The 26,028-nt window shown below is 67.4% G+C and carries 35 protein-coding genes; 10 read left to right on the top strand and 25 right to left on the bottom strand.

What is annotated here, in order from left to right:
• Positions 1–50: 50 nt before the first annotated feature.
• The 3 genes from flgA to L8G49_RS08960 are packed head-to-tail and all read right to left on the bottom strand — an operon-like array spanning position 51 to position 2,076.
• On the bottom strand, positions 51–533 hold the full coding sequence (gene flgA, locus L8G49_RS08970) for a flagellar basal body P-ring formation chaperone FlgA (RefSeq protein WP_242184466.1): 483 nt from the start codon (positions 531–533) through the stop codon (positions 51–53).
• A complete protein-coding gene (gene flgG / locus L8G49_RS08965; RefSeq protein ID WP_242139706.1) occupies positions 530–1,312 on the bottom strand; it encodes a flagellar basal-body rod protein FlgG in 783 nt (260 codons plus the stop codon). The genes flgA and flgG overlap by 4 nt, the downstream gene beginning before the upstream one ends.
• Positions 1,313–1,335: 23 nt before the next feature.
• The gene (locus L8G49_RS08960; protein ID WP_242184464.1) at positions 1,336–2,076 is read right to left on the bottom strand and encodes a flagellar hook basal-body protein; all 741 of its coding nucleotides are present in this window, start codon (positions 2,074–2,076) and stop codon (positions 1,336–1,338) included.
• A 122-nt stretch (positions 2,077–2,198) separates the two neighbouring features.
• On the opposite strand from L8G49_RS08960, the gene L8G49_RS08955 reads away from it, so the two are divergent.
• The 4 genes from L8G49_RS08955 to L8G49_RS08940 are packed head-to-tail and all read left to right on the top strand — an operon-like array spanning position 2,199 to position 4,625.
• On the top strand, positions 2,199–2,753 hold the full coding sequence (locus L8G49_RS08955) for a flagellar basal body-associated FliL family protein (RefSeq protein ID WP_242184450.1): 555 nt from the start codon (positions 2,199–2,201) through the stop codon (positions 2,751–2,753).
• Positions 2,750–3,766 (top strand): flagellar motor switch protein FliM, encoded by a 1,017-nt coding sequence (gene fliM, locus L8G49_RS08950; RefSeq protein WP_242184437.1) that lies wholly within the window; start codon positions 2,750–2,752, stop codon positions 3,764–3,766. Before L8G49_RS08955 ends, fliM begins: the two co-directional genes overlap by 4 nt.
• The gene (locus tag L8G49_RS08945; RefSeq protein WP_242139709.1) at positions 3,763–4,116 is read left to right on the top strand and encodes a hypothetical protein; all 354 of its coding nucleotides are present in this window, start codon (positions 3,763–3,765) and stop codon (positions 4,114–4,116) included. The genes fliM and L8G49_RS08945 overlap by 4 nt, the downstream gene beginning before the upstream one ends.
• A 2-nt stretch (positions 4,117–4,118) precedes the next feature.
• Positions 4,119–4,625 carry a hypothetical protein gene (locus L8G49_RS08940; RefSeq protein WP_242184882.1) on the top strand — a complete coding sequence of 169 codons (507 nt, stop codon included), beginning with the start codon at positions 4,119–4,121 and terminating at the stop codon, positions 4,623–4,625.
• On the opposite strand, the gene L8G49_RS08935 is transcribed toward L8G49_RS08940, so the two are convergent.
• Complete coding sequence (locus L8G49_RS08935; protein ID WP_242184435.1) at positions 4,606–5,031, bottom strand: hypothetical protein; 426 nt, start codon at positions 5,029–5,031, stop codon at positions 4,606–4,608. The two genes, L8G49_RS08940 and L8G49_RS08935, sit on opposite strands and share 20 nt — an antisense overlap.
• Before the next feature lie 82 nt (positions 5,032–5,113).
• On the opposite strand from L8G49_RS08935, the gene L8G49_RS08930 reads away from it, so the two are divergent.
• Together L8G49_RS08930 and L8G49_RS08925 are read left to right on the top strand one after the other, a co-directional pair.
• On the top strand, positions 5,114–5,356 hold the full coding sequence (locus tag L8G49_RS08930) for a hypothetical protein (RefSeq protein ID WP_242139711.1): 243 nt from the start codon (positions 5,114–5,116) through the stop codon (positions 5,354–5,356).
• Positions 5,353–7,128 (top strand): endoglucanase, encoded by a 1,776-nt coding sequence (locus L8G49_RS08925; RefSeq protein WP_242184431.1) that lies wholly within the window; start codon positions 5,353–5,355, stop codon positions 7,126–7,128. The genes L8G49_RS08930 and L8G49_RS08925 overlap by 4 nt, the downstream gene beginning before the upstream one ends.
• A 9-nt stretch (positions 7,129–7,137) precedes the next feature.
• On the opposite strand, the gene flhB is transcribed toward L8G49_RS08925, so the two are convergent.
• The 5 genes from flhB to flgC are packed head-to-tail and all read right to left on the bottom strand — an operon-like array spanning position 7,138 to position 9,982.
• Entirely contained in the window at positions 7,138–8,202 is a 1,065-nt protein-coding gene (gene flhB / locus L8G49_RS08920; protein WP_242184429.1) for a flagellar biosynthesis protein FlhB, read from the bottom strand.
• A gap of 3 nt (positions 8,203–8,205) precedes the next feature.
• Entirely contained in the window at positions 8,206–8,964 is a 759-nt protein-coding gene (locus L8G49_RS08915) for a flagellar biosynthetic protein FliR (RefSeq protein ID WP_242184428.1), read from the bottom strand.
• A 6-nt stretch (positions 8,965–8,970) separates the two neighbouring features.
• Positions 8,971–9,234, bottom strand: a complete 264-nt coding sequence (locus L8G49_RS08910; protein WP_242139715.1) for a flagellar biosynthetic protein FliQ — start codon at positions 9,232–9,234, stop codon at positions 8,971–8,973.
• Positions 9,234–9,563 (bottom strand): flagellar hook-basal body complex protein FliE, encoded by a 330-nt coding sequence (locus L8G49_RS08905; RefSeq protein WP_242139716.1) that lies wholly within the window; start codon positions 9,561–9,563, stop codon positions 9,234–9,236. Before L8G49_RS08905 ends, L8G49_RS08910 begins: the two co-directional genes overlap by 1 nt.
• Positions 9,564–9,574: 11 nt before the next feature.
• A complete protein-coding gene (gene flgC, locus L8G49_RS08900; protein WP_242184426.1) occupies positions 9,575–9,982 on the bottom strand; it encodes a flagellar basal body rod protein FlgC in 408 nt (135 codons plus the stop codon).
• Positions 9,983–10,111: 129 nt separating this feature from the next.
• Here flgC and L8G49_RS08895 point away from each other — a divergent pair, with 129 nt between their 5' ends.
• From L8G49_RS08895 to fliP, 3 genes are read left to right on the top strand one after another with little or no spacing between them, the layout of a single operon-like run.
• Positions 10,112–10,351, top strand: a complete 240-nt coding sequence (locus L8G49_RS08895) for a FliM/FliN family flagellar motor switch protein (RefSeq protein WP_242139718.1) — start codon at positions 10,112–10,114, stop codon at positions 10,349–10,351.
• Positions 10,348–10,680: a flagellar biosynthetic protein FliO gene (locus tag L8G49_RS08890; protein ID WP_242139719.1), complete on the top strand. Its 333-nt coding sequence runs from the start codon at positions 10,348–10,350 to the stop codon at positions 10,678–10,680. Before L8G49_RS08895 ends, L8G49_RS08890 begins: the two co-directional genes overlap by 4 nt.
• Positions 10,673–11,401: a flagellar type III secretion system pore protein FliP gene (fliP, locus tag L8G49_RS08885; RefSeq protein WP_242184424.1), complete on the top strand. Its 729-nt coding sequence runs from the start codon at positions 10,673–10,675 to the stop codon at positions 11,399–11,401. Before L8G49_RS08890 ends, fliP begins: the two co-directional genes overlap by 8 nt.
• Positions 11,402–11,477: 76 nt before the next feature.
• Here fliP and L8G49_RS08880 read toward each other — a convergent pair whose 3' ends face one another.
• From L8G49_RS08880 to motA, 13 genes are all read right to left on the bottom strand, one after another.
• Positions 11,478–12,089, bottom strand: a complete 612-nt coding sequence (locus L8G49_RS08880) for a PilZ domain-containing protein (protein WP_242139721.1) — start codon at positions 12,087–12,089, stop codon at positions 11,478–11,480.
• A gap of 19 nt (positions 12,090–12,108) precedes the next feature.
• Complete coding sequence (locus L8G49_RS08875) at positions 12,109–12,552, bottom strand: hypothetical protein (protein WP_242139722.1); 444 nt, start codon at positions 12,550–12,552, stop codon at positions 12,109–12,111.
• A 2-nt stretch (positions 12,553–12,554) separates the two neighbouring features.
• On the bottom strand, positions 12,555–13,412 hold the full coding sequence (locus L8G49_RS08870; protein ID WP_242139723.1) for a flagellar motor protein MotB: 858 nt from the start codon (positions 13,410–13,412) through the stop codon (positions 12,555–12,557).
• On the bottom strand, positions 13,412–13,681 hold the full coding sequence (locus tag L8G49_RS08865) for a hypothetical protein (protein WP_242184412.1): 270 nt from the start codon (positions 13,679–13,681) through the stop codon (positions 13,412–13,414). The genes L8G49_RS08870 and L8G49_RS08865 overlap by 1 nt, the downstream gene beginning before the upstream one ends.
• Positions 13,682–13,790: 109 nt before the next feature.
• Entirely contained in the window at positions 13,791–14,324 is a 534-nt protein-coding gene (locus tag L8G49_RS08860) for a chemotaxis protein CheD (protein WP_242139725.1), read from the bottom strand.
• A complete protein-coding gene (locus L8G49_RS08855; protein WP_242139726.1) occupies positions 14,321–14,710 on the bottom strand; it encodes a response regulator in 390 nt (129 codons plus the stop codon). The genes L8G49_RS08860 and L8G49_RS08855 overlap by 4 nt, the downstream gene beginning before the upstream one ends.
• Positions 14,711–15,751, bottom strand: coding sequence for a chemotaxis response regulator protein-glutamate methylesterase (locus L8G49_RS08850; protein WP_242139727.1), 1,041 nt, complete (start codon positions 15,749–15,751; stop codon positions 14,711–14,713).
• Positions 15,751–16,629: a protein-glutamate O-methyltransferase CheR gene (locus L8G49_RS08845; RefSeq protein WP_242139728.1), complete on the bottom strand. Its 879-nt coding sequence runs from the start codon at positions 16,627–16,629 to the stop codon at positions 15,751–15,753. The genes L8G49_RS08850 and L8G49_RS08845 overlap by 1 nt, the downstream gene beginning before the upstream one ends.
• On the bottom strand, positions 16,626–17,198 hold the full coding sequence (locus tag L8G49_RS08840) for a chemotaxis protein CheW (RefSeq protein WP_242184409.1): 573 nt from the start codon (positions 17,196–17,198) through the stop codon (positions 16,626–16,628). Before L8G49_RS08840 ends, L8G49_RS08845 begins: the two co-directional genes overlap by 4 nt.
• A complete protein-coding gene (locus L8G49_RS08835; RefSeq protein ID WP_242184407.1) occupies positions 17,195–19,363 on the bottom strand; it encodes a chemotaxis protein CheA in 2,169 nt (722 codons plus the stop codon). Before L8G49_RS08835 ends, L8G49_RS08840 begins: the two co-directional genes overlap by 4 nt.
• A complete protein-coding gene (locus tag L8G49_RS08830; RefSeq protein WP_242139731.1) occupies positions 19,360–19,725 on the bottom strand; it encodes a response regulator in 366 nt (121 codons plus the stop codon). The genes L8G49_RS08835 and L8G49_RS08830 overlap by 4 nt, the downstream gene beginning before the upstream one ends.
• Positions 19,722–20,051 carry an STAS domain-containing protein gene (locus tag L8G49_RS08825; protein WP_242139732.1) on the bottom strand — a complete coding sequence of 110 codons (330 nt, stop codon included), beginning with the start codon at positions 20,049–20,051 and terminating at the stop codon, positions 19,722–19,724. Before L8G49_RS08825 ends, L8G49_RS08830 begins: the two co-directional genes overlap by 4 nt.
• Entirely contained in the window at positions 20,026–20,910 is an 885-nt protein-coding gene (gene motA, locus L8G49_RS08820; protein WP_242139733.1) for a flagellar motor stator protein MotA, read from the bottom strand. Before motA ends, L8G49_RS08825 begins: the two co-directional genes overlap by 26 nt.
• 190 nt (positions 20,911–21,100) lie before the next feature.
• On the opposite strand from motA, the gene L8G49_RS08815 reads away from it, so the two are divergent.
• Positions 21,101–21,460, top strand: a complete 360-nt coding sequence (locus L8G49_RS08815) for a flagellar biosynthesis regulator FlaF (RefSeq protein WP_242184401.1) — start codon at positions 21,101–21,103, stop codon at positions 21,458–21,460.
• A gap of 7 nt (positions 21,461–21,467) precedes the next feature.
• Here L8G49_RS08815 and L8G49_RS08810 read toward each other — a convergent pair whose 3' ends face one another.
• The 3 genes from L8G49_RS08810 to L8G49_RS08800 form a co-directional block, all read right to left on the bottom strand.
• On the bottom strand, positions 21,468–22,082 hold the full coding sequence (locus tag L8G49_RS08810) for a response regulator (RefSeq protein ID WP_242139735.1): 615 nt from the start codon (positions 22,080–22,082) through the stop codon (positions 21,468–21,470).
• A complete protein-coding gene (locus tag L8G49_RS08805) occupies positions 22,079–24,535 on the bottom strand; it encodes a PAS domain S-box protein (protein ID WP_242184393.1) in 2,457 nt (818 codons plus the stop codon). The genes L8G49_RS08810 and L8G49_RS08805 overlap by 4 nt, the downstream gene beginning before the upstream one ends.
• 310 nt (positions 24,536–24,845) lie before the next feature.
• A complete protein-coding gene (locus tag L8G49_RS08800) occupies positions 24,846–25,976 on the bottom strand; it encodes a helix-turn-helix transcriptional regulator (protein ID WP_242184391.1) in 1,131 nt (376 codons plus the stop codon).
• Between the last annotated feature and the right edge of the window lie 52 nt (positions 25,977–26,028).

The following is a 26,028-nucleotide window of genomic DNA, read 5'->3' as shown; positions in this document are numbered from 1 at the left end:
GCCTTCCCCGGGGTGGTGGTCTGTATGGAACGGCCCTGCCCGCACGCGTCTTACGGCCCGACCAGCACCAGTCCGCTCGCCGCCGCCACGCCGTCCAGCGTTCGCGCCGTGGACGCCGCCACGACCCGGACCGGCTCGCCCGACCCCGCGCTGGCGAGCGCGCGCCCGCTGGTGGTGATCAACAGACCGCGACTGCGATAGGCGATCAGCACCGGCTCCCCGCGCCGGACCAGCCGCGGCGTCACCACGTCGGTGATCCGGACGACACTCCCCGGGGCAAGGCCCCGTGCCGCTTCCTTGCCGACCGCATCCCGCGGATCGAGCGCCCCGCGCGTCTGCCCGATCGGGCGATCCTCATAGATAAAGTCCTGCGCGCTCAGCACGTTGCCTTGCATCACCGCGTGGGCGAGCACGGCGACCTGCGCCGTCGTCGGCCGCGCCGCGAGCGGGACGGCGACGGCCAGCCGCGGGGACTGCGCCCCGAGGGGGCAGGCGACCGCGACCAGGAGGAGCAGCGCGATCCGCGCACTCATCGCAGCTGGCTCGTCGTCGCGAGCATTTCATCGGCGGTCTTCACCACGCGGCTGTTCATCTCATAGGCGCGCTGCGCGGTGATCAGCGCGGTGATCTCGGACACTGGATTCACGTTGGACGCCTCGATGAACCCTTGCGACAGCGTACCGAACCCCGGCTCGCCGGGATTGGCCAAGGTAGGCTGGCCCGAGGCGCCGGTCGCGAGGAACAGGTTGCCGCCCTGTGCCTCCAGCCCGCCTTCGTTGACAAAGGTGGCCAACTGCAATTGTCCGACCGTCTGCAGATCCGCCTGCCCGGCGAGCTTGACCTGTACCAGCCCGGTCTTGGAAATGCTGACGTCGACCGCTTCGGGCGGAATCGTGATTCCCGGTTCGACCGCGAGGCCGTCGGCCGTGACGAGCTGGCCCTGATCCGAAAGCTGCAAGGATCCGTCACGCGTGTAACCGGTCTCGCCCGACGGCAGTGTCACCGCAAAATAGCCGCGCCCCTGGATCGCAACGTCATAGCGATTGTCGGTCTGTGTCAGCGCGCCCTGCGTCGCGATGCGATAGACCCCGCCGGTCTTGACGCCCGCGCCGATCTGGATCCCGGTCGGCACGCGATTGTCGCCGCCCGCCGCGGCCCCGGGACGCGAGACCTGCTCGTACAGCAGGTCCTGAAACTCGGCGCGCTGCCGCTTGAACGCGGTCGTGTTCATGTTGGCGATATTGTTCGAAATGACGTCGACGTTGGTCTGCTGCGCCAGCATGCCGGTGCCCGCAATCGATAAGGAACGCATCTTGGGTCTCCTGGAAAAAGGGATCAGCCAAAGTGGCCGAGCTTGTCGATCGCGGTCTTGCGCATGTCGCCTAGCGCCTCGGTCATCTTCATGCTGGTCTGATAGGCGCGCAGGATCTCGACCATGTTGGTCGTCTCGACGATCGGCTGGACGTTGGAGCCCTCGACCCCACCGCTGCGCAGTTTCGTTTCTGCCGCGCTCAAGCCGCGCCCGCCGGTCGCGGTGAACAGCCCGTCGCCGCGCGGATCGACCCCTGCTTCGTCGCCGAAGACGGTGACCTCGATCCGGCCAAGCGCGCCGGTCGTTCCCGTGACGGTGCCATCCGCACCGATGCTGAGCTTGCCGATGTCCTCGGGTGGCACCGCGATCGGCTGGCCACCCTCCCCGTGTACCGCCAGGCCGCCGGCCGTCACCAGGGTCCCGTCGTCCGCGACCTTCAGATAGCCGGCGCGCGTATAGGCGACGCTGCCATCCGGCGCGTCGACCGCCAGATATCCCGGGCCGTCGATCATCACGTCGATCGGATTGCCGGTCGGCTGGAACCCGCCCGCCGCGGTATCGTGCGTCGCGCCCTGGTCGAGCACCAGCGACGTGGTCGGCACCGGACTTTGCGGGTCACCCGTCTTCTCGACATATTCGCGAAACACGGGGTCTTCGCGCTTGAACCCGGCGGTCGAAACGTTCGCGAGATTGTTCGCGGCAACGTCGAGCCTGCGCCGCAGCGCCTGCTCGTGGCTCAGCAATACATAGGAGGATATGTCCACCCGGTCGGTCCTCACGAAAATCGCTTTTTGTGGCCGCTAGGCAAAATCTGCCCGGCTGCTCTCCTATAATAGGCGGGAATTGCCGGTGCGGTCGCACGCACGGCGCCGCAGGGGACGCAAGGATGAGCGAACAGCAGACGGATACCGACGCCAGCGGAGGCACCACCCCTTCCGATGGCGACGCGGCCCCCGTCCCTGCCAAGAAGAGCAAGAAACTGATCCTGCTCGGCGGGATCGGGGCGGTGCTGCTGCTTGGCGCCGGTGGCGGCGCCTGGATGCTGCTGGGCGGAAGTGGCAAGGCCCCGGCGCCGCAAGAGGCGGCCGCCGATGCGCCCAAGGATGACAAGGGCGGCGGAGAAGCCGGCAAGGAAGGTGAGCATTTCGTCGACGTGCCCGCGATGGTCGTCAACCTGCGCAGCGCGGACGGCGCCGCGCGCTTCCTCAAGGTGCATCTGATGCTGGTGCCCGGCACGAAGATGACGCCCGAGCAGATCACCGCCAAACTGCCGCTGTTGCTCGATGCCTATCAGCCGTTCCTGCGGGAACTTCGGCCCGACGACCTTGCCGGCTCCGCGGCCGTCTATCGCGTCAAGGAAGAGATGCTGGTGCGGGCGCACCAGACGCTCGGCGACGGCGCGGTGAAGGACGTGCTCATCCAGGACCTGATTCAGCAATGAGTATCGAACTCGAGGATTTCGACCTGCCCGAACCGCCGGTCGCGCTGTTCAACGCCGATGCGACGCTTGGCCAGGCCGATATCGATGCGCTGTTCGGTGACATCGGCGCGCCGGTCGACCCCAAGCAGGGCCTGCGCGCGGTCATCGAGTCCGACGTCATCAGCCATGAGCGGCTGCCGATGCTGGAGGTGGTGTTCGATCGAATGGTGCGGATCTTCGCGACGTCGATGCGCAACCTGACCTCGGACGCGATCGACGTCAGTCTCGAGGAGGTCAATTCGGTCCGCTTCGGCGATTTCCTGAGCCGCGTGGCCCTTCCCGCGATGATCGGCGTGTTCCGGATCGAGGAATGGGAGAATTACGGCCTGGTGACGGTGGATTCCGGGCTGATCTACTCGGTGGTCGACGCGTTGCTCGGCGGGCGGCGGGGCGGGGCGACCGTGCTGATCGACGGACGCGGGTTCACCACGATCGAAAGCGACCTGGTCGGGCGAATGCTCCGCACGGTCCTTGCCGACATGAGCAGCGCGCTTGCGCCGATCACGCCCAATACGATGGCACTGGAGCGGATCGAGACGAGCACGCGCTTCGCGACAATCGCCGGGTCGACCAATATCTGCGCGGTCGCGACGTTCCGGGTCGATATGGACGACCGCGGTGGACGGTTCAGCATCCTTCTCCCCTATGCCACGATCGAACCGGTCAAGCATTTGCTGGGCCAACGGTTCATGGGCGAAAAGCTGGGGCGGGACGGCATCTGGGAACCGCACATGACCGCGGAGGTGCGCAAGACCACCGTCAGCCTGGACGTCGTGCTGGGCGAGCGCCTGCTTGCGCTCGAGACCGTGCGCGACTTCGCGGTCGGGCAGACCATTCCGCTCCACCGCGGACCGGACGATCCGCTCGACCTGCAATGCGGCGGCGTCACGCTTGGCCGCGCGCAGATCGGGCAGCGCTCCAACAACATCGCCGTCCGCATGATGACCGACATAGCCAGGGGACCCAAGCCATGACTTTCGCCACCATCGCCAACCTCCTGACGACGATCCTGTGCGTCGCGGTGCTGGTGCAGAGCCAGCGGGTCAAGCGCGCGCTGGATACGATCCGGCACGGCGAGCTCGGCCAGGTCGTCGCCGCGCTCGACCAGTCGACGCTTCAGGCGCGGATCGTGCTGTCGGAACTGAAGGGCACCCTGTCCTACGGCAGCGGGCAGGCGGCCGCCGCGGTCGAGGGCAAGGCCGTCCTCGACGAATTGCGGATGATGATCGACATCGCCGATGCCACGGCGGAACGCCTCGTTACCGCAGCCGCCGCGGGGCGCCAGGGCGACCTGGCCGATCTGGTCGAGGAGGCAGCGCTGTGAAGATGCGGATTTCGTTGCTGACGCTGACCACCGGCATGGCGGGCATCGCCGCGGTCGGCAATGCGGTCGCGGTCGCCTCACCGGCCGAACCGACCCCTGACAGTCGACTGGGGCTGTCGGTTCAGCAGGACATGGCGGTCCGGGACCGGCAGTCCGCCAGCCGCCAGCAGGCGATGGACCTGCGGGAACAGGCGGTTCGCGCCAGCGCTGCACGGATCAAGGCGGAGCTGGAGGCGAGCCGCGCCGCGCCGCCGGCGGGGCCGCAGGGCGGATCTACGGACACGACGCACGATACCTTTTCCGATCTCGCCAGCATCTATCAGGCGATGAAGCCGGCCAAGGCGGCGGTGGTGTTCGAACAGCTCGACCTCGACGTACAGGTCAAGGTTGCGCGCAAGATGCGCGAGCGGTCGACCGGCATGATCCTCGCGGGTATGTCGCCAAAGGGCGCGGCCCGCCTCACGATGGCGCTGGCGCGCGAACCCCGCGCTACGATTGCTGCGCGCTGACGTCGAGGATCAGCACCTGGCGGACCTTGGGGTCGACCGTCCGCGCCGCGTCGGTCAACATGCGGGACAGCAATGCCGCATCGACCGGCGCGCGCGCGGAGGCGTGAAGCCGGGCAAACTCCAGCCCGGCCGACAAAGCGGCGGCGCGCAACACCGGCACCCGCCCCGCTGCCCCCGCCCCCTGGGCCGGATCGGCATAGTCGAGCGCGGCCTGGACCCGCAGGGTTCCAGCGAACCGCCCGCCATCGAGGATCGGGACGCGCAAGGGCGCGACCGGAACGGCGAGCCCCGCAGCGGCTTCCCCCCCCGCCGTGACGCCGGCAGCCCCCCCGGCGGCCCAGGCGGGAATCGATGCGGTCACGAGCAGGGTCAGCGCCACCATGACCGGGCGCCAGGGATGCACCATCGCAGATCTCCATTGGTCCGCCCCAACCGCGGCGCGACACCGCCTCTATAATAGAGGCGACGGACAGCAGGCGGATTGCGCGATGAGCCACGATCAGAAACCGGCGCGGGTCCGCGTCGTCACCGCGGCGTCCCGGCCGACCACCAAGGGAGGAAACGGGGCAGCCGCCACAGCGGCGACCGAGGCTCGGCAGGACGCTGCTGGAACCGGATCCGCAAGCGTGGCCAGGCCGCGCGGCGCGGCGGGAATATCGCTGATGCTGTGCATCCTGTTCGTCGCTGCGGCGGGCCTCGGCGGCGCACTTGCCGCGGTGATGCTGCCGTGATCCGGTCGCGCCACGGCTTGCTCGCCCTCTCGGTCGCGCTGATCGGGACGGCACCGGCGCCAGTGACCGGGCCAACCGACCCGTCCCCGCCCGTTGTGCCGCGCACCGCCCCCCTTGCCGCCGTCCTCGCCGAGCAAGCGCTGCCTGCGCGCGATGGCCGCTGGCCGCGGATCCCGGACGCCATCGCATGGACCGCGATCGCCCGATCGACCCCCGACACCCGCCAGGCTGCGCGCTGGACCCTGGCGCAAAGCCTGATCGCGCAGGAGCGGATGGCCGATGCGTCGGGCGTGCTCGACACGATGGTGGGCGATGATCCCGCCCTCGCTCTGACGGCGGCCTGGCGGCTTGCCCACGGGGTCGTGCTGGCAGCGCTGAACCATCCGCATGAGGCCCTGCAGGCGCTCGGCATGCCGGCCCTGGCCGATCATCCGGAAGCCTGTGCCTGGCAGGAGCGCGCAGCCGCCGCGATCGGGGATACCGTCGCCGCCGCGCGTTCCATGCGCTGCGCCCTGCCCGCCATTTCCGGGCGCAGCGGGAGCAGTCGACGCGCCTTCCTGTTGAGCTTCGCCGATGTCGCGCTTGCAACCGGGCATCCCGCTGACGTGCGGACGATGCTTGCCCCGCTCGGCGAGCACGATCCCGCCGCCAATATGCGCCGGGCTCGCATGCTGTTGACGCAGGGCGACCATGCCGGCGCCCGGCTGCTGCTGCAACGCGTCGGGATCAGCGGGACGCCGGAACTGCGCGCGGAGGCGGCGGTCGCCTTGCTGGACGACCGTTTCGCGGCGGGCGAAATGACGCCGGACGCGGCCGTGCATGCGCTGGACGGCCTGTCGTTCTGGCGCGGCGGCACGGTCGAACGCCGCGCCCTTGCGCTGCGGTGGCGGATCGCCGAGGCGAAGCATGATCCACGCGCCGCGCTGGCCGCGGGCGCGACGTTGTTCCGCTACTTCAACCTGGGGGACCAGACCGCATCGACCTTGCTTCGCCTGCAGGGGCATTTGCGCACGCTGGTCGACGCCAATGGAGCCCCGATCGGCGCGGCGGCCGGGCTGTTCTGGGACTATCGCGATCTGCTGCCCGGCGGCGGTGAGGGCGAAACGATTGCAGCCCGGCTGGCCGATCGCCTGGCGGCGGCCGGCCTCTATGGCCGGGCGGCGGACCTGCTGCGGTTTCTCCTGGAACGCCGCCCGGCCGACGCCGCGACCGGTCCATTGTCGGTCCGCGTCGCCGAACTGGATCTCCTGGCCGATGCGCCGGATCGCGCGATTCAGACGCTGCGCGCCGGCAGTGCGATCCCCTTTCCCGCCGACATTCAGATCCGGCGTCGCACGATCGAAGCCGCGGCGCTGTATCGTCTCGGCAAGACGGACGAAGCGCTGGCACTGCTCGATGGCAGCCCCGGCGACAGGGATCTGCGCAGCGAAATCCTGTGGCAAAGACACGACTGGACCGGTTTTGCGACAGGCAATGCGGCCGACCTGCCCGGCCCGGGCGCGCTGACCGACGCAAACCAGGCGCGTGTCCTGCGCCAGGCCGTCGCCCTCTCGCGGACCGGCAATCGCACCGCGCTGGCCGGGTTGCGCAGGCGCTATGCGCGCAGCTTCGCGGTACTGACCACGCGCGACGCGTTCGACTTCCTGACTGCGCCCGCAGCCACGCTCGATCCCGCCAAGGCCGACAAGGCCTTCGCCAAGCTTGCACTGCTGGATGCACCGATGCCGCTTGCCGGGCTTGCAACCGGCCCGGCACGCGCCGCGCGCAACTAGCGTACCGCCTCAACGGCGCGCGCGCGCCAACCGCAGGACATAGCCGATCACCTCTGCCACGGCGGCATAATGTTCGACCGGGATCGGGCGATCGATCTCGGCACTCGCGTAAAGCGCGCGCGCCAGCGGCCGGTTCTCGACCAGCGGGACTCCCGCGGCGGTCGCGACTTCCCGGATCTTGAGCGCAATGGCGTCGGTGCCCTTGGCCACCACGATCGGGGCGGATCCCCGGTTGTGATCATATTTCAGCGCAACCGCAAAATGCGTGGGATTGGTAATGACGACGCTGGCATCGGGCACCGCCGCCATCATCCGGCGGCGGGCGCGCTGCATCCCGATCTGGCGGATCTTCGCCTTGATCTTGGGGTCGCCCTCCTGCTGCTTGTGCTCGTCCTTTATCTCCTGCAACGACATGCGCATCTTGGCGAGCCAGGTACGGCGCTGATAGACGAAGTCGAACAGCGCGATCGCGCCGACCAGGATCGCGACCGATCGCACCAACTGCGCGACCACACCGCCGGCAACCGTGCCGATTGCGATCGGGTCGAGGCCGACCAGCGTCTCGAAGCCCCCGACGAACGGTCGCAGCGCCAGCCCGGCAATCGTACCCACGCCGATCAGCTTCGCCAGCGTCTTGGCGAACTCGACCAGCGCCCGCATGCCGAACAGCCGCTTGGCCCCGGCGATCGGGGACAGTTTCGACCATCTCGGTGCGATCCTTGACCAGATCACCATCGGACGGGCCTGAAAGACGCCGCCAAGCAGCGCGCATCCGATCAAACTGGCGAAGAGCGGCAGCAGCGTCGCCCCGATCACACCGCACAGGCTGCGGATCAGTGCATGCGTGCCGACCGGCCCGAGCGGAACCGCCTCGGCGTTCCCCCACAGCCGCGCCAGCGCGGTGCCGAGCCGGGCGAAGGCGATCGTCCCGACGCTGCCGGTGGCGATCAACATGCCGACGAAGCCGAAGACGTGCCGTACCTCGGGCGATTGCGCGACGTCCCCCTTGGCGCGCGCATCGTCGAGGCGTTTGTCGGTCGGGTCGTGAGTCTTCTGGTCCTTGTCCCCCGCCACGGATCAGCTCCAGCCGCTTTGCATCCACTGCGCCATCGCAGCGGCAAAAGCGGTCAGCATCGCCCCGCTGGTGCTGGCGGCAATCCCGAGACCGAGCAGCAGGTTGAGCGGTTGGGCAATGAAGAACAGCTGGATCGTCGGCGCGACCCGCGCGGCGAGCCCCAGCGCCATGTTGAAGACGATCCCGTAGACGATCAGCGGCGCCGCCAGCGACACCCCAAGCGTCATCGTCTCCCCTGCGACCCGTACCGCCAGCGTCGCGAAATCGGCGGCGGGCAGGACCGACCCGACCGGAAACGCGGCATAGGACCGCACCAGTCCGCCGATCCACAGGTGGTGCACGCCCGAAGCCATGCAGACGACCGCGGCGGCGATGGCGAAGAAGCGCGACAGCTCGGGTGCCGTGCTGCTTTGCGCAGGATCGAACAACACCGCGGAGGACAGGCCGACCTGCAGGCTGATGATCGACCCGGCGATCGAGATCGCGAGAAACATCATCCGGATCACCAGCCCGAGCGCAAGCCCCGTTCCAAGTTCGGCGGCGATCACGCCGGCAAGCGTGGCATCGCTGCTCGTGGCAAGCGGAAGGACCGTCGGCGACAACAGCCCCCACAGTCCCAGCGTCATCCCCCCCGCCGCCAGCAGCCGGATCCGCGCCGGTATCGCATCTTCCGAAAAAACCGGGAGCAGCATCAACACGGCGCCGACCCGGGCAAAGAGGATCAGGAATGCGGTCGCATCCAGCGGCAGCCGGTCGAACATCCGCGTTCAGCCGTGCGCGACGTGGTCGGCGATGACGCGCATGAAATCGTTGAGCGCGGTCCCGATCATCGGCAGGGACAATAGCAGCATCGCCCCCATGGCGATCAGCTTGGGCACGAAGGTGAGCGTCTGTTCCTGGATCTGGGTCAACGCCTGCAGCAACCCGATCGCGAGGCCGGTGACGAGCGCGGCGCCCAGCAGCGGCCCGGCTACGGTGAGGATCAGGACCAGCGCGGCGCGCGTGATCTCCATGGCGGCGGCGGCGTCCATCAGATCTGCATGCGCATGATGTCGGAATAGGCACCGACGACCCGGTCGCGCACCGCCACCATCGTATCGAGCGCGGATTCGGCGGCACCGATCGCGGTCACCACATCGATCAGGTCGCCCTTACCCGCGATTTGCTTGGCCGATGCCGTCTCGGCCGCGCGCAAGCCATTGCCCGCGTCGCCGACCAGCTGCGACACCATCGCCCCGAACCCGCCGGTGGCATCCGGCTGCTCGGTTCCCGCCAGCGGGCCGGCGGAAGCGCCGCCGAACGATGTAACGCCGGCAGCGCGGCCATAGGCGTTGGCCGCGTCAAGGGCCCCGATGGACATCAGCATGTTCCTTATTTGAGCAGGTCGATCGTGCGCAGCGTCATGGTGCGGCTCGCCTCGATCGCGTTGAGATTGGCTTCGTAGGACCGCTGCGCCGCCTTCATGTCGGCCATTTCGACCAGACCGTTGACGTTGGGCGTCAGCACATATCCGCGTGCGTCGGCGGCGGGGTTGCCCGGCTGGTAGACGCGCTGGAAATCCGATCGGTCGGTGGCGACGCCACCCACCTCTACGGTCGTGGCGCCGCTCGCACGGTCGACCTCCGCCTTGAACGTCGGGATGCGGCGTCGGTAGGGGGCACCCCCCGGGGTCGTCGCGACCGAGCTCTGGTTCGCAAGGTTTTCGGCGATGATCCGCATCCGCAGCGATTGCGCGCGCAGACCGGATGCCGATACCGATACCGTACTGTCCTGGCCCATGCCGACCGTATCCCGACGCGAGGCAGGCAAGGATTGCCGCCCCCGACCCTCTTATAGGCAAGATTTTCCGGGTCGGGTCCGGGTCGGCTGAAATTCGCTCCTATAAGTCTGGACGAAAGGGGCTGCTGCATGTCCGTTCTGGAAACCGTACCCGTCGAGGTGTCGATCGTGCTCGGCGCGGTGCGCCTGCCGATCCGCCAGGTGTTGAAAATGAGCCGCGGCGCGACGATCGCGTTCGATTGCGGGCATGAAGATCCCTCGTGCATCTATGCCAATGGCACACTCGTCGCGAAGGGCCGGATCCAGGTCACCGGGGAGCGCATGGCGATCGAAGTCACCGAAGTCGTACCGCGCGGGGTTGCGGCATGACGATCCTCGCGCTGATGCGCATGCTCGGCGCGCTGGCGCTGGTACTCGGCGGGCTCGCGGGCGCCTTGTGGGCGGTGCGGCGTTTCGATCTCACCTTGCCCGGACGGATCGGCACGGCGTCCCGGCCGGAACGTCGCCTCGCCCTGGTCGAGCGACTGACCGTCGATCCCCGTCGTAGCCTGGTGCTGGTGCGTCGCGATGGACGCGAGCATCTGCTGCTGATCGCGCCCGAGGGGCATGTCGTGATCGACGCGTTCGACGCAGCGACTTTTTCCGGCATGGTCGACCGGCATGTCGCCGCGGCCCCGGCGGAGACGGCCGATGCATAAGCGTCTCTTGCTCGCCGCTGCGACCGGGCTGATCCTGGTCCCCACGCACGCCTTCGCGCAGGCAACGCTGACGCTGGGCGGCGGCGGTGCGACGAGCGGCAAGACGATCGGCCTGGTCGCGATGCTGACCGTGCTGAGCCTTGCGCCCGGAATCCTGATGACGATCACCTCCTTCACCCGGATCGTCGTCGCGCTGTCGCTGCTGCGCAGCGGGCTCGGCGCGCAGGGCGTCCCGCCCAATCCGGTGATCATCAGCCTCGCGCTGTTCCTGTCGCTGTTCGTGATGACGCCGACCTTCGAAGCCGCGTGGCAAGCGGGGGTAAAACCCTATACCGAGGGTAAGATGAGCGAGACGGTCGCGTTCGAGCGAACCGCCCAGCCGTTCCGGGTCTTCATGCTGGCGCAGGTCCGCGACGACGACGTCGCCTTGTTCAATGGCCTGTCCCGCACGCCCGCGGCACGCCGCGCCGACGTGCCGCTGACGACGCTCGTCCCCGCCTTCATGATTTCCGAACTGCGTCGCGCGTTCGAGATCGGGTTCCTGTTGTTGCTGCCCTTCCTCGTCATCGACCTGGCGGTTTCGGCCGTGCTGATGGCGATGGGGATGATGATGCTGCCGCCGGCAACCGTCGCGCTGCCGTGCAAGATCATCTTCTTCGTGCTGGTCGACGGCTGGGCGCTCGTGGCGGGCTCGCTGGTCCGCAGCTTCGCGACGGGGTGACCGCCGGTCCCGCCAGACGTCCCGTCCTCCTTACGCGCACACATCATTCCCCGCCCGGGCATCGCCCGGCCGCAAGTCACCCGCGGGCGGAGAACCGTGTCGCGCCGTCCTGCGACCAGGCGGACAACGTCACGAACGGGATCGGCTCGGGGAAGAACAACCCGACCGCATCGGGTCTGGACCATCGCACCACTGCCGCGACATGACCCAGTCCGGCCGCTTCGAGCCGAACGCTGGTGTCGCGCGCCAGATCGCCCGCGCCGCCGACACACGCACCGCGTTGCCCGATATCGAGCAGGCGTGCCGCATGCGGATGCCCCGCGACGCGCAGGATCGCCTGGCAATCCGCTTCGAGGCGGGGGCTGCGCTGCTTGAAGCGACCCTGTCCCGAATGGCCGAGCAGCGTGTCGCGCTCGACCGGTTCGGAAAAGGCGACACCAGCGGTATTGCCCGACACCCAGGCGACCGTACCCGGTACCAGCGTCGTCCCCCGCAATTCCACCGATACCGGATCCCCGACCGCCAACGGCGCGCGGATTTCGATCTTCGCGCCCCCCTGCGACAGATTGCGGATGCGGCACACCGTGTCCCCCAGCGGTGCGACGATACGACCCAGCAGCAACGTGGTGACCAGCCGGTCATCCCGCGCCTTGCGACGATCGCCCGGCAGCGTTTGTGGGTCGCTCATCCAAATATCCTCGTGGCTATCATGCAGGAACGGCCTGCGTCACCGCTACTCGCCGTACAACGCCACGGCCGAATGCTTCGGTCGCGGCATCCAGCGTCACGCGACGAAACATATCTATGTTCGGTAGCGCGCCATCGCGGCCGGCGGCAAGCGGAATACGATAGGTCCGCATGTTGATGGCGTGTTGCAGATAGGGCAGCCGCGTCGTCACCCGCGCGGCCTCTGAAGTCGGTACCTCGAGCTGCTCCTCGAACGCCGCATAACCCGACAGGCGCCCGTCGGGCAGGACGAGCGGCGCGGTCATCCGCGGCAGCGGGACGAGCGTCGTCTCGACCTCCTTGGCGACGGTCGCCCTGGCCGATGCCGCGGGCGGACCGAACGCGTAGCGCGCGCCCAGGCCACTGGCCGCACCGACGATTGCGCCCAGCAGCAGGACGACGACCGGAAGAAGACGCTTGGCCATCGTCAGAACTTGAAGCTGGCATCGGTCGGCAGGGTCGGTTTCTCCCCCTTGACGATGATCGTGATGCGACGATTCTCGGCGCGGTCGGGCTGGTCGGGATAGACCGGCTCGCTCGCCGCCTTCGCAATGACGCCCGCGATCCGATCCGGGGTCAGCCCGCCTGCTAGCAGCACGGCGCGTGCCGCCAGCGCGCGTTCGCCCGACAGGCGCCAGTTCGCCTCGTCCTCGCCGCCCGCGCCGTCGGTATGCCCCTCGATCGTCAGCCGCGCATCGGACTTCGCAAGCCTGGCCGCGATGGTTGCCATCCGGTCGCGCGCAAAGGCGTTGAGCCGCGCCGTACCGGCCTGGAACATCGGTCGATTGGCGGTATCCATCAGGGTAATGCGCAGGGTTTCCCCCTCCGCGTCGACCTTGCTCGCGACCGTGGCTGCGCTCGGCGGTCCGCTATCCAGCGCGACGCGCAGCTCCTGCGCGAGCACCCGCAGCGAGGCGTCGGGCACGTTGGCGGTGCCACCGCGCGACACGCCCCTGGTTTGCGCGTCCATCGCCGGCACCCCGTGCGCCTTGGTGGCGTCCGCATCCATCTTGCGCGAATAGCCGCCGTTGCCGGGCCGCTCGCCCGGGCTTTCGCCAAAGCCCGAGGCCGACGTGCTGGGTGGCGAGGGCGAGAAATATTCGGCAAGCCCCTTCAGGCGTTGCTTGTCGGGATTGCTGATCAGCCACAGCAGCATGAAGAACGCCATCATCGCCGTCACGAAGTCGGCATAGGCGACCTTCCACGCACCGCCATGATGCCCGGCTGCCGACTTCTTGATCTTGCGGATGACGATCGGGCGGGCATTCGGGGCATGGCTCGCCATCAGGCTGCTCCTCCACCGGCTGCGGCAACGACCGGAGCGGGACTGACGCCGGCGACCGCGACCCACAGCCGTTCCTGAACGCAGCCGAGCCGGACCGGCGCAATCGCCGCGTGCAGGTCGGCGCCTTGCGCCAACCGCTCGAGGACTGCGGCATTCTCCTCGGTCGACTGGACGATCATGTCGAATGCCTGCAGATGTTCGACATAGCGTTCGACGAAATAGGCATCCTCCACGAGCGTCTCGGCAAGCGCCTCGACCCGCTCGCGCACGGGCGCAATTCGTTGGCGATCGCGGCATGCAGCGGGGCATGCGGGACCAGCGGGGATGCGGCAGCGGAGCGGACGTCAACGGCAGCGGGAAATGTCATCGGCCTAACCATCAGAAGAGTTCGATCTCGCCACCACCCATCGGGATGCGGGGGGCAACGGGCGGTGGCAACGGCCGATCGGTGACGGTCGTGCAACGGACCTTGCCGTCAAAGGGCCGGAATTCGAGCTTGCGCGCGAGCGTCCCCCCCGTGTCGACCTGCCCGATCACGATCGCCTCGGTCGTCAGGAACCGCTTGGCGAAGGCCGCATTGGCGGATCCGATCCCGCCGAGCCCGGCGATGATGTTCGCGCCCCCGTACAGATTCGCGCGCAAGCGGTTGCGCGCCGCGCCGGCCTTCATCATCGCGTTGATCAGCAGCTCCATCGCGTGCACCCCGTAGCGTTGCAGGTCGCCGTCGCGCAGGTGCTGGTCATGCTGCGGCTCGCCGAGCAGAAAGTGGTTCATGCCGCCGACATGGACTTCGGCATCGTGCAGGCACACCGCGATGCACGAGCCCAGCACGGTCGAGATGACGCTGCCTGGTTCCCCCACCACGACATGCTCGCCCTGGATGATCGGGATACGGCGGACCGATGCGGTCATGTCAGTGCGCCGAAAACGCGTTCGATCTTTTCCTTGAGCGCGGCCGGGGCGAACGGCTTGACCAGATAGTTGTTGACGCCGAGCGCCGCAGCCTGCTGCACGATCTCGCGGTCCGAGGATCCCGTGAGCATGATGAACACGGTTTTGCCGAGCACGGCATCGGTGCGGATCGCGCGCAACAGGTCGATCCCATCCATCTCGGGCATGTTGTAATCCGAGATGACGAGATGGACGCGGTCCGAGCGGATGGCGGCAAGCGCCTCGCTCGCCGCGCCCTTGTCGCGAATGTCCTTGAAGCCGATGTCCTGGAGCGCGCGCCGAATCATCGCGCGCATACTCGCCTGATCGTCGACCACCATGACTTTGATTGCTGACGCAGCAGGCATTTATGGCTCCCTTTCTTGTCCGTCGCGACAGGCGGCGAGGATCGCGCCGGCCATGTTCGACAGACTGACTTCCTTTTCGATCGCCCCCATCTCGAGCGCGACCCGTGGCATTCCCCAGACCACGCAACAGCCGCGGGTCTGTCCGAACGTACGCGCCCCGGCTTGCCGCATCGCGAGCAGGCCGCGCGCGCCGTCTTCCCCCATCCCGGTCAGGATCGCACCGACCGCCTTCTTGCCGAGCGGTGCAACGGAGTGGAACAGCTGGTCGACCGACGGGCGATGGCCGTTGACGGGGCCGTCGGCGATCAACCGGACTTTCCCGGTCAGGCCACCGTCGAGCGCCATGTGGTGCGTACCCCCTGGTGCAATATAGACGGTTCCGGACCGAAGCGGGGCGCCATCCTGTGCTTCCCGCACATTCACCGTACAGTCGCGGTCGAGCCGGTCGGCGAAGCTCGCCGTGAACGCGGCAGGCATGTGCTGGACGACCAGCACCGGCGGGCAATCACCCGGAAATTGCGGCAGAATGCGAAACAGCGCCTCGACGCCGCCGGTCGACGCGCCGATCACGATCAGGCGCGGACGAAACGCGGTCGCCCCCACGGTGGGCGCGCTGCGCCGCTGCACATGCGTCCGGCGCGCGCGGGATTCCGCGGCGTCGCGCACCGTCTGGCACAACAGGGCGGCATCCTGTTGCCATCCGGCCGGGCCGCCCGTGGGTTTGGCGATGCAATCCACAGCGCCCAGTCGCAGCGCCTCGACGGTCGTCGACGCGCCGGCCGCGGTCAACGAGGACACCATCACGACCGGCATCGGGCGCAACCGCATGATCCGTTCGAGAAAGGAAAGGCCATCCATCCCGGGCATTTCCACATCGAGCGTGATGACATCGGGGTTCAGCGCGCGGATCATCTCGCGCGCCGCATGGGGCTCCGGCGCGGCACCCACCACTTCGATCTGCGGATCCGACGACAGGATCCGCGTCAGCGCCGCGCGCATAGCGCCGCTGTCATCGACGATCAGGACGCGCGTGCGCCGCATTATGCCTGCTCCCGCCGGGCATAGATCGTCTGGCCGCAGCCGCGCATGCGTTCGGCCGCCTCGCCGATCAGCCGCTCTGAATGACCAATGTAGAGAAATCCGTCTGGTGCGAGCTGGTCGATCAGCCGCGCCTCCAGCTCGGCCTTCGCGACATCGTCGAAATAGATCATCACGTTCCGGCAGAAGATCGCGTCATAGCGCTGCTTCATCGGCCAGGGCTCGAACAGGTTGAGCACGCGCGCGGTGACGAGCCGCCGCACCGCCTCGCCGACACGATAGCCGCCGTCATGCGGCGCGAGCCAGGCCTTGCGATAGGCAGCCGGAATCGGCTCTACCGTTTCGGCGGGATAACAGGCGCGCCGGGTCGCCTCGACCACCGGCTGGGACAGGTCGGTGGCGAGCAACTTGACGTCGCGCCCCTGTATCCACCGCGCTTCCGCCGGCGTTTCGCCCAGAAGCGACATGGCAATCGAATAGACCTCCTCGCCGCTCGAGCATCCGGCGGACCAGATGCGGATCGGCCGGTCTGCCGGCCGTGCCTGCAACCGCGGCAGCAGTGCCGACCGGAAATGCTCGAAATGATGACTTTCGCGGAAGAAGTGCGTGTGATTGGTGGTCAGCGCAGTCACCATCAACCGCCGTTCCTCGGCGTCACGATCGACCAGTGCGAGATACGCCTGGAACGTATCGAGCCGATGCTCGCGCAACCGCCGCACCAGGCGTGACTGGACCAGCGTCCGCTTGGTCGACGACAGATGGATCCGGGCCGCGCTCTGCATGATCCGCGCGACCCCGGCGAACTCGGCATCGCCCAGTACCGGCAGCGCGTCGACACTCATCGAATCGACCGGCGCGGAGGCAAGGCCGAAAGCGCTCATGCCGCGATATCCAGCGCGCCTGGTGCAGCCGCGGGGATAGCGGCCGGCGCGGATGCCGCCGCGCCAGCGACGGCTGCGGTCGGCAACAGAGCGGTCGCGGTGCTCGTCACCGTCAGCGAGTCGAGATCGAGCAGCAACACCATCATCGACGTGGCGTTGCTTCCGTCCGTGCCACGCGTGTTGATCTGGACGAGGCCGGCGATCACGTTGGTATCCTGGATCTCGACATCGGGGGCCGGCTGGATCTGGGATTCCTGGATACCGACGATGTCATTGACCTCGTCCACCAGAAAGCCCGCCTGCTTGCCCGCGATGCTGACCACCAGGACGCACGAACGGCTGTGGATCTCGCTCGGCGTCCAGCCGAGCCGTTCCGCCAGGCCGACGATCGGCACCACGGTGCCGCGCAGGTTGGTCACGCCAAGGATATAGCTGGGCACGCTCGGCAGCGGCGTGGGGGCCGCCCATTCGCGAATTTCGATCAGCGATCGCATATCGATACCGAAGGTTTGTTGACCGAGCGCGAACGTCACCATTTTCAGTTCGCCGGCATTTTCCGTCATGCTCATGCGGCAAGTCCTTTTGTCAGGGTTCGGGAGAGGGCAGCGACGGGCGCGACGAGCGCCTCGACATCGAGGATCAGCGCGATCGAACCGTCGCCAAGGATGGTCGCACCGCCAAGTCCGCGGATCGGGTGGAGATTCTGCTCGAGGCTCTTGATGACCACCTCGCGGCGATCATCGATCGTATCGACCATCAGACCGACATTTCCCGCAGTCTCGCTCTCCACGATGATGACCAGCGAGTCCTCGGGCGCCAGCGGGTTGGCGTCGTGCAGGCCGAAGGTGTGCGCGAGCCGCCGAACCGGCAGATAGGTCCCGCGGACTTCGATCACCTCGCTCCCGGGTGTGGTGGCGCGGACCTGGCCCGGCTCGGGCCGGATCGCCTCGACCACATGCGCGAGCGGCAGCACGAAGCGCTGGCCGGCCAGTCGGATGACCATCCCGTCGAGAATCGCCAGGGTGAGCGGCAGGACCAGCGTGAACGTCGTACCCCGCCCGGGAACCGAGCTGATGTCGACTCGCCCGCCCAGCGCCTCGACATTGGAGCGCACGACATCCATGCCGACGCCGCGCCCGGAAATGTTCGAAACCGTGTTCGCGGTGGAGAAGCCCGGCGCACAGATCAACTGATCGATCTCTTCGTCCGACAGCACCGCGTCGGCGCCGATCATGCCCTTTTCGATCGCCTTGGCGCGCACGCGCGCGCGGTCGATCCCGCGGCCGTCGTCGGCGACCGTCACGACGATACGTGCGCCCTTTTGCGCCGCCGACAGGCGAATGACGCCTTCTGCCGGCTTGCCGGCGCGCAGCCGTTCCTCGGGCAATTCGATCCCATGGTCGACGGCATTGCGGATCAGATGGGTGAGCGGATCACCGATCTTCTCGATCACCCCCTTGTCGACTTCGGTCGTCTCGCCGTGCGTTTCCAGGGTGACCTGCTTGCCCGTCTCGGCGGTGAGGTCGCGCAGCATCCGCGGGACGCGGTTGAACGCCTGGCGGATCGGCTGCGCACGCAGCGACATCACCGTGTCCTGGATCTCGCGGGTCAGTCGTGCCTGTTCCGGAAGTTCGACGCGCTGCTGGTCGGCAGGCGACAGGCGATCCGACAGGATCGACCCGCGGATGACCAACTCGCCGACCAGGTTCAACAACATGTCGAGCTTGTGCAGGTCGACGCGGATCGTCTGCGAACCGGCGTCGCCAGTGCGCGAGTCCTGCATCGGCGTGCTCGCCGGCGGTGCCGCCGCCGCGATGATCGCCGGCGCGGCGACTTCGACGCGGTGCAACAGATCATGGATGGCGCCGGGCTCGCTCAGCGGGGCGACCGGAGGCTGCTCCAGGAGCTTGCTGTCGCGCTCGCGCGTGATGTCGATGGCCGAATCCGGCGCGACGAAGTCGAAACAGTCGCCGATCTGGTCTTCGCTGACGTAGCCGGGCACCTTGAGCGTCCAGCGCAGATACGCCTGTTCCGGGTCCAGGTCGCGGAGCGGTGGCAGCGCGCTGGTGTCCATATCGCTGACCCGCCCGCCCAGGTCTTCCAACTCGCGGATCACGAGGATCGGCTCGGCACCATTCGCCATGGCACTCCGCGAGGGCGCAAAGACGATCGTCCATTCCGGATCGCACGGCGGGGCAGCCTCGGTTTCCTCCGGAAATTCCTCGATCACCACCGCCACCGGCTCGAAACCGAACGGGTCGACGTCGCTCTCCGCGCCCGGCGCGACGACGGGTTGCACGCTCGGCTCCGGCACAGGCGCGGGAGCGGGAGCGGCGACGGCCTCCGCACCCTGGCCGGCCAGGATCGCCTCCAGCGCCGCCAGCGACGCGGCGTCGTCGGGGCGCCCCATCGTTCCCTGCGCGGCGGCGACATGATCGGACAGCTTGTCGAACGCGCCCAGCATCACCGCGACCACGCCCGGCGCCGGCGCGATCCGCCCGGCGCGTATTTCCTCGAGAACGTTTTCGAAACGATGTGCAAACGCGGTGAGGGCCGCATGGCCGAAGGCGCCCGCGCCGCCCTTGATCGAATGCACCGCGCGAAACACGCTGGCGATCGTCTTGGGTGCCGTATCCCCGGCCTGCATAGCGGCAAGCCCCTGTTCGGCCGCTAGCAATCCCTCGGCGCACTCCTCGAAGAAGATGCCCTGGATCTCGTCGAGTTCGTTGCTCATGGGCACACCCGGCGGATCGCCGCTCCCAGTTTGGCCGCCTCGAACGGCTTGGTGATCCAGCCCGTCGCGCCCGCGACCCGCGCCCGCCCCTTTTTCTCGTCCGAGAATTCGGTCGACAGGACGAGGATCGGCGTACCGCGAAACTGCGGCAGCGCCCGGACCGCCTCGATCAGTTCGAAGCCGTCCATCTCGGGCATGTTGATGTCGGTGATGAGCAGGTCGGGCTGCACCTCGTGCATCCGCGCAAGCCCGTGCACGCCATCATTGGCGGATTCGATGGTGAAACCCTGCGCGGTCAGCGAAGCTTTCAGCAACATCCGCATGCTGGCGGAGTCATCGACGGTCAGAATCAGTTTGCTCACGGTTCAACGTCCTCCTCGGCACCAATCGCCAGGGTATGATTGAGGCCGAGCGCCGAAATGCGCGCGGCGAAGGCTGGGCTGGGATTGACGATCGCAAAGGCGCGGCCCGCGGCCTGCGAGTCGATCCTCGCGGCGATCAACAGCTGGAGGACCGCCTGCCCGACGCTTTCGACGCTGCTGGCGTCGATCGTCACGCGCTCGCCGAAATTGGCGGCGAGAACGAGCCGGACCTTGAGGTCCTCGGCGGTCACGGTGGTGCCATGGGCGGGCAGGCAGATCTGGTCCACCATGATCCCAGGATCAGGCTGGTTGGGAATTAAGGTCATTTTTGGCCTCGTCGAGTGCGGTCTCGAGTTGCTGGAATGTCGGCGCATGGTCCGACGGCGTGGCACGGCGCGCGATCTCGATCGCGACCTGCGTGGGCATGCCCTGCGCGTGCGCGACGATCGCGGTCTTGGCGATGACGAACGGCTTTCCGTCCGCCTCGACGATCTGGAGCAGTTTCGCGGCGAGCGGTCCGACCAGACAATAGGCCAGCAGCACGCCGAGGAAGGTCCCGACCAGCGCGCCGCCAATCATCGCGCCCAGGACTTCGACGGGTTTGTCGATCGATCCCATCGTCTTGATGACCCCCAGCACGGCCGCGACGATCCCGATCGCAGGGAGGCCGTCGGCCATCGCCTGCAGCGCATGTTGCGGGGCGAGTTCGTGATGATGATGAGCCTCGATGTCGTTTTCCATCGCCTCGGCCAGCTGATGCGGATCCTCGAAATTGACCGTCATCATCCGCAGGTAATCGCAGATGAACTCGATCAGATGATGGTCGCCGAGCAAGCGCGGGAAGCGGTTGAACAGGCGGCTTTCCTTGGGATTGTCGAGATGCGGCTCGATCGCCGTCGCGCCACCTTTCTTGAACGTGACCAGCAGCCCGAACAGCATCGTCAGCAGGTCGCGGTAATCCTGGTCCTTCCACCGACTGCCCTTGAAGGCACGCAGCAGCCCGGCCCCGGCCTTCTTCACCACGCCCATCGGGTTCGACACGATGAACGCGCCGATCGCGGCGCCGGCGATCGCCATCAACTCGTGCGGGAGCGCCTCGAGAATGATCTCCAGCTTGCCGCCGCTCATCAGGAAACTCCCGAAGACGCAGGCCAGGATGATCACGAGACCAACGCCGTTGAGCATATGCGATGCCTACCCCTCCGATCCGCCACCATGCGGTCTGGCAGATTATAGAGTGCTGGCGGGATGGGCGGTTGCCTGTCGATCGTTTTCACGGGACCAGCGCACTCGGTCCACGTCGGGGACGGCGCCCGCGACCGGGACCGTCGCCGAACGCCTAGAATAGACGCAAACCCCCTTTGCAGGAGCACTCATGTCGGTTGAGGCCTATTGTCGCGCGCGGACGATCGTCGAAAGCCCCCGGGCGACCGAACGTCGGCTGATCGGACAGATGATCGGGACGATGATCGCGGCGCGCGACGAGGGGCTGCAGGGCGTCGAGCTGATGCCGGTGCTGCACCGCAATCGCGAGATGTGGACTACCTTCGCCGCCGCCTGTGGCGCACCCGGCAATGCGCTGCCCGACAGCTTGCGGGCCGGCATCATCTCGATCGGGCTGTGGGTCGATCGCTTTACCAGTGACGTGATCGCCGGGCGCGCATCGATCGACCCGCTGATCGGGGTGAACCGGTCGATCCTCGACGGCCTCGCGACCGAGCCGCTCGCGGCCTGAGCGCCGCTCAGTCCGTCAACAGGCCCGCGGCGAACGCGAGCCGCAACGCTTCGGACAGGCTGCTGACGTCGAGCTTCTGCATCATGTTGGCGCGATAGATCTCGACCGTGCGGGGCGAGAGGTCGAGATCATGCGCGATCACCTTGTTCGCGCGCCCCTCGATCAATCCGAGCAGGACCTCACGCTCGCGCGGCGACAAGCTGGCAAGACGGGCGCGGGCGTCGTCCGTCCGGGCGTTGCGCGCGGTCATGTCCTCGAACCGGTCGAAGGCGGCGTCGATCACATCCAGCAATCGATCGGGATCGTACGGCTTTTCGAGAAAATCGAAGGCGCCTGCCTTCATCGCCTGGACGGCAATGCCGACTTCGCCGCGTCCCGTCAGCATCACCGCCGCGAAATGATCGCGCCGGGGTTGCAGCGCGCGCAGCACATCCAGCCCGGTCGCGCCGGGCATGTGGAAATCGAGGAGCAGCACGCCACGGTCCATCGCATCGATCGCGTCGAGGAACGCATCCCCGGACGGGAAGCCGCGGACGATCAACCCGGACACCTGCTGGAGCAGGGTCTGCAACGAAAGCCGGACCGGATCGTCGTCGTCGACCACATAGACGCTGCGCATCATCGCTGTGTGCCCCCCGATTCCTTGACGACGCGCGGTACGGTGAACCGGAATTCGGCACCGCCCGAGGCGAGATTTTCGGCCTGCAGGCTGCCCCCGTGCGCTTCCACGATACGACGGCAGATCGACAGGCCGATGCCCATTCCCGCTTTCCCCTTGGTCGAGGTAAACGGCATGTACAGTTGCGCCAGGATCGCCGCCGCGATGCCCGGCCCGGTGTCGGATACGGCAATCTCGATCCATTCCGCGTCGACCACGCGCGATGCGATCCGGATCCGCCGCCGTTCCTTGGCAACGGTGTACAGAGCATCCAGGCTGTTGCGCAGGAGATTGACGAGCACCTGCTGCACCTGGATGCGATCCGCGAACATGAAGTCGGCGTCGGGTGCCAGCTCGTAGCAGATGGTCACGTCGAGCCGTTCGTAGCCGACGAGGACCAGCGCACTCGCGGCGCGGATCGCCGCCTCGACCGGCTCGATGCGCGTCTCGGTCTCATGCCGCGAGGCGAAGTCGCGCATCCGCCGGATGATTTCGCCCGCGCGCAGGGATTGGTCGCCCGCGGCGATGATCTGGTCGCGCAGGGCGTCCTCGTTGCGATCCGCCTGCGCGAGCCCGCGCCGGGCCGCCGCGAGATAATTGGAAATGGCGGTCAGCGGCTGGTTGATCTCATGCGCCAGGCCAGCGGCCAGTTCACCCATCGCGTTCAACCGTCCGACATGGGTCAACTCGCTGCGCAGCGAACCGAGCCGTTCCTCGGTCTCGATCCGTTCGGAAATATCGCGAACGAACCCGGTGAAGACCCGGACACCGGCATAGCGCGCTTCACCCACCCGCAGTTCGATCGGCACTTCGCGCCCGTCGATCCGACGCGCGGTCAGGAAGCGCGTTCGATCGATCACGCGTTTCGTACCCGTTCGGAGATAATGCAGCAGGTAGCCATCGTGCCGGACGCGATGGTCGTCGGGCATCAGCATCGACACGTTCGCCCCCACCACTTGTCGCGCGGCATAGCCGAACAACCGTTCGGCGGCCGGGCTGAAGGTGAGGATGATGCCCGTTTCGTCGATGACGATCATCGCATCCGGGACGGTCTCGAGCACGGAGCGCAGCTGTGCCTCGCGCGCGGCGAGCTGTATTTCGTTCGCTACCCGGTCGGTGACGTCGATGTTGACCCCGATCGCGCGCGTGAGCTGGCCCGTGCCGTCGTAGAAACACCGCGAGGAACCTTCGATCGTGCGGACCTCGCCGTCGGCGCGCCGCATGCGATAGCGAAAGGAGAAGCGGTCCGCCTTCGCCCAGACGGCGGCGGCCATCCGCTTTTCGATGATCACCCGGTCCTCGGGAAAGACATCCGCTGCCCAGCTCGCATAATCGCGGACGGAGCCCGCCGGAATGCCGAGCAACGTCTCTGTATTCGCAACCCAATGGATCGCATTGCTCTCCACGTTCCACTCGAACACACCGATCGAATGGGCCTGCGCCGCGAGCAGCAAGCGCGCCTCGCTATCGCCCAGCGCGCGTTCGGCGGCAGCGCGCGCGGTGATGTCGCTCATGGACAATATGGAAAGTCGGCTGGCGCTGCCGGCGCTGCGCGCGACCTCGAGCAGGCGGAGCGCGTGGCCGTCGCGATGCCGTTCGATCAATTCGATCCCCTCGCGCTGGTCGTTCGATCGCGTGAGCGGCGGCGGGTCCCCCTCCAGCGTTCGAGACTGCAGCAACGCATATTTGTTTTTGCCGACCGCATGCGCTGCCGGCCAGCCGTAGAGATCCTCGCAGCCGCGCGACCAGTGTGCGATCGTTCCCGAGGAATCGATCATCACGATCGGTGCGCAGTCGAGCGCGTTCGCGAAATTGCGTGTCGCCATGCGTTCGGCGACCAACCCCGTGATCAGCCACCAGATGACCGCGCCCAGGACAATCGTCTCCAGCGGCACGACCGCCATGAACTGGGTCGGATCGGGCGGCGCGGGAAGGATCAGTCCCTGCAGCACCTCGATCAGCGCCGGGGTGACGAGAATGGCCGGAAGGACCAGATGCAGGTTGCGCCAGCCCCTGATCTCCTGCTGCGCGAGCGCCACCAGGGCGGCATCGCACGCTTCGATCAGCACGGCGATCGCGAGCACCATCGCCGGGATCGCGACAGGCACCGCGACGGCCGTATTCTGCAACGAGGCGGGCGAAGGGCTCGCGCGCAAGGTCACGTCGAGCGCGATCATGACCAGGCTGGTTGCCAGCGCGGCCGTCAACGCCGCGATCCGCGTAAAGTCGACGCGGCGAACCCGCAGCAACGCCACGCTGACCAAGAGCAGGCCTAGGATCACCGGCATCCCCCCGGCGCTATCGAGAATACCGGGATGCGCGGGACCGCGCACGAGCGTCACGGTGACAATCAGCGCGGGACCCGTCAGCAGACTGGCGATGATCCAGACCGGCGCGGGCCGATGGGTTGCGGTCAATGCGGCGCAGACGAGCAAAAGACCAACGGCGTCGGCCGGCCGGGCCACCATCCCGCCATGACCAAAATCGAGCAAGTCAGGGATGCGAAGCGCCCAACCCAGAAGAACGGTAACAGTACTGGCGATGCAGACCACCAAGCAGGCGATACGGCTCGTTCGACGGACCGGGTCTGTTGCAGGGCGCACTTCCGCTGACTTTGGCACTTTCCTCCTGCAACAACAGAGTTACCATTTGCGACAATAAGCGACGACGGACCGCGAAACGCAAGAGCCGCCACACCCACCGTATCCGCCGATGGTTAAGACTGTGCTACATGAAGGTCGCGGCGACGATGGCGCCGAGGTGATCCGACGGTCGCTGGTCGAACGCGATCTCGACCGGCGGGGACGTACTGTAGCCGAACATGCGTCCGTCACGATCGACCGTCACCGCAACGATCCGGAGCGCCGTCACTTGCGTTTCTTCCGCAGCATCGTCCTGCCCGAGCGTGGCGGTTTCGTCCACGACCGCGAGCCCTCCCGCGACCGGGTACCGATCGGGGTCGACGATAACGATCGCATTGCCGGGCAATCCGCCGCCCAGCGTCGGGCGACAGGCGCGCAACCCGAACGCCCGCGATCCCGCGTCGCCGATTTCCAGGATCATGATCCCGGTAGGGGTTCGCGCGATCAGCCCGTTGCCGAGCGGCGTGCCGAAGACCGGGAGACGCCGCCCGCCCTGCCCGTCCGGCGCCACCGCACTGACCGTTCCGCTACGCAGGTTGGCGATCTCGGCGCGCAGCGCCACCATCCGCTCGCGCATGCGCTGGCCGCGCAACGCCGGATTCTGCATCGCCACCACCATCGCGTGGAGCGTGCCGTCCGCGGCCTGTATCGAAAGCTTTCGGCGCAGTGCAGCTTCGTCCGGCACCTCGAGCATCTGGCAGATCGCGGCCTGAGTCGTCGCGTTCCAGCGGGCGAACGGTCGCTGCGCATTCTCGATGCGTGACAGCGTAACCGGGGCGATGCCGTAAGTCCGCTCGATCGCGGCGATCGTCAGCGTGCGATCGGCTTGGCGCCGCAACCGGATCGCCGCCGCCAGCGACAGCGCGAAGACTTCTTCGGGAACATCCACCGCCCGCCGATCGGCAAAGGGAGCGGCCCAGCGATCGATCGAGAACTGCGGCGCATCGAGGTCCAGCAGCAGGTCTTCCGCCTGAATTCCAAGCGTGTCGGCAATTCTGCCCAGCTCATGCGCGCGCGGGACGACCTCGCCGCGCTCGATCTTCGATAGCCGGATGTAAGGGATGTCCGGGATACGGCTCGAGAAGGGCAGCAGCCGGGAAAAACCGGCGCGCTGTCGCGCTTCGCGTACTCGGTTCGGGAACACCACGGCGCGGAACGGGTCGACGGTCAGAGCATTTGGCAAAGGCGGAATATCGTCGGCGTCGACCAAGCTCATCTACCTTGTTCCCGGGCCTGTCGACCGGACATACCCCATCCAGAGCATAGGC

Source organism: Sphingomonas sp. CARO-RG-8B-R24-01, from assembly GCF_022662295.1.
Classification (GTDB): Bacteria; Pseudomonadota; Alphaproteobacteria; order Sphingomonadales; family Sphingomonadaceae; genus Sphingomonas.
This window is presented reverse-complemented; position numbering and strand designations above follow the sequence as displayed.

Coding starts and splice junctions, on each gene's coding strand:
- L8G49_RS08940 (WP_242184882.1), top strand. CDS start 4,119: ATGCGGATTTCGTTGCTGACGCTGACCACCGGCATGGCGGGCATCGCC.
- L8G49_RS08810 (WP_242139735.1), bottom strand. CDS start 22,082: ATGATGCGCAGCGTCTATGTGGTCGACGACGACGATCCGGTCCGGCTT.
- L8G49_RS08815 (WP_242184401.1), top strand. CDS start 21,101: ATGTCGGTTGAGGCCTATTGTCGCGCGCGGACGATCGTCGAAAGCCCC.
- L8G49_RS08800 (WP_242184391.1), bottom strand. CDS start 25,976: ATGAGCTTGGTCGACGCCGACGATATTCCGCCTTTGCCAAATGCTCTG.
- L8G49_RS08880 (WP_242139721.1), bottom strand. CDS start 12,089: ATGAGCGACCCACAAACGCTGCCGGGCGATCGTCGCAAGGCGCGGGAT.
- L8G49_RS08955 (WP_242184450.1), top strand. CDS start 2,199: ATGAGCGAACAGCAGACGGATACCGACGCCAGCGGAGGCACCACCCCT.
- L8G49_RS08930 (WP_242139711.1), top strand. CDS start 5,114: ATGAGCCACGATCAGAAACCGGCGCGGGTCCGCGTCGTCACCGCGGCG.
- L8G49_RS08935 (WP_242184435.1), bottom strand. CDS start 5,031: ATGGTGCATCCCTGGCGCCCGGTCATGGTGGCGCTGACCCTGCTCGTG.
- L8G49_RS08915 (WP_242184428.1), bottom strand. CDS start 8,964: ATGTTCGACCGGCTGCCGCTGGATGCGACCGCATTCCTGATCCTCTTT.
- L8G49_RS08850 (WP_242139727.1), bottom strand. CDS start 15,751: ATGCGGCGCACGCGCGTCCTGATCGTCGATGACAGCGGCGCTATGCGC.
- L8G49_RS08890 (WP_242139719.1), top strand. CDS start 10,348: ATGACGATCCTCGCGCTGATGCGCATGCTCGGCGCGCTGGCGCTGGTA.
- flgC (WP_242184426.1), bottom strand. CDS start 9,982: ATGGGCCAGGACAGTACGGTATCGGTATCGGCATCCGGTCTGCGCGCG.
- L8G49_RS08945 (WP_242139709.1), top strand. CDS start 3,763: ATGACTTTCGCCACCATCGCCAACCTCCTGACGACGATCCTGTGCGTC.
- fliP (WP_242184424.1), top strand. CDS start 10,673: ATGCATAAGCGTCTCTTGCTCGCCGCTGCGACCGGGCTGATCCTGGTC.
- L8G49_RS08845 (WP_242139728.1), bottom strand. CDS start 16,629: ATGAGCGCTTTCGGCCTTGCCTCCGCGCCGGTCGATTCGATGAGTGTC.
- motA (WP_242139733.1), bottom strand. CDS start 20,910: ATGCTCAACGGCGTTGGTCTCGTGATCATCCTGGCCTGCGTCTTCGGG.
- L8G49_RS08875 (WP_242139722.1), bottom strand. CDS start 12,552: ATGGCCAAGCGTCTTCTTCCGGTCGTCGTCCTGCTGCTGGGCGCAATC.
- L8G49_RS08840 (WP_242184409.1), bottom strand. CDS start 17,198: ATGAGCATGACGGAAAATGCCGGCGAACTGAAAATGGTGACGTTCGCG.
- flgA (WP_242184466.1), bottom strand. CDS start 533: ATGAGTGCGCGGATCGCGCTGCTCCTCCTGGTCGCGGTCGCCTGCCCC.
- fliM (WP_242184437.1), top strand. CDS start 2,750: ATGAGTATCGAACTCGAGGATTTCGACCTGCCCGAACCGCCGGTCGCG.
- L8G49_RS08905 (WP_242139716.1), bottom strand. CDS start 9,563: ATGTCCATCGGGGCCCTTGACGCGGCCAACGCCTATGGCCGCGCTGCC.
- L8G49_RS08910 (WP_242139715.1), bottom strand. CDS start 9,234: ATGGACGCCGCCGCCGCCATGGAGATCACGCGCGCCGCGCTGGTCCTG.
- L8G49_RS08825 (WP_242139732.1), bottom strand. CDS start 20,051: ATGACCTTAATTCCCAACCAGCCTGATCCTGGGATCATGGTGGACCAG.
- L8G49_RS08835 (WP_242184407.1), bottom strand. CDS start 19,363: ATGAGCAACGAACTCGACGAGATCCAGGGCATCTTCTTCGAGGAGTGC.
- L8G49_RS08870 (WP_242139723.1), bottom strand. CDS start 13,412: ATGGCGAGCCATGCCCCGAATGCCCGCCCGATCGTCATCCGCAAGATC.
- flgG (WP_242139706.1), bottom strand. CDS start 1,312: ATGCGTTCCTTATCGATTGCGGGCACCGGCATGCTGGCGCAGCAGACC.
- L8G49_RS08895 (WP_242139718.1), top strand. CDS start 10,112: ATGTCCGTTCTGGAAACCGTACCCGTCGAGGTGTCGATCGTGCTCGGC.
- L8G49_RS08855 (WP_242139726.1), bottom strand. CDS start 14,710: ATGCCTGCTGCGTCAGCAATCAAAGTCATGGTGGTCGACGATCAGGCG.
- L8G49_RS08860 (WP_242139725.1), bottom strand. CDS start 14,324: ATGACCGCATCGGTCCGCCGTATCCCGATCATCCAGGGCGAGCATGTC.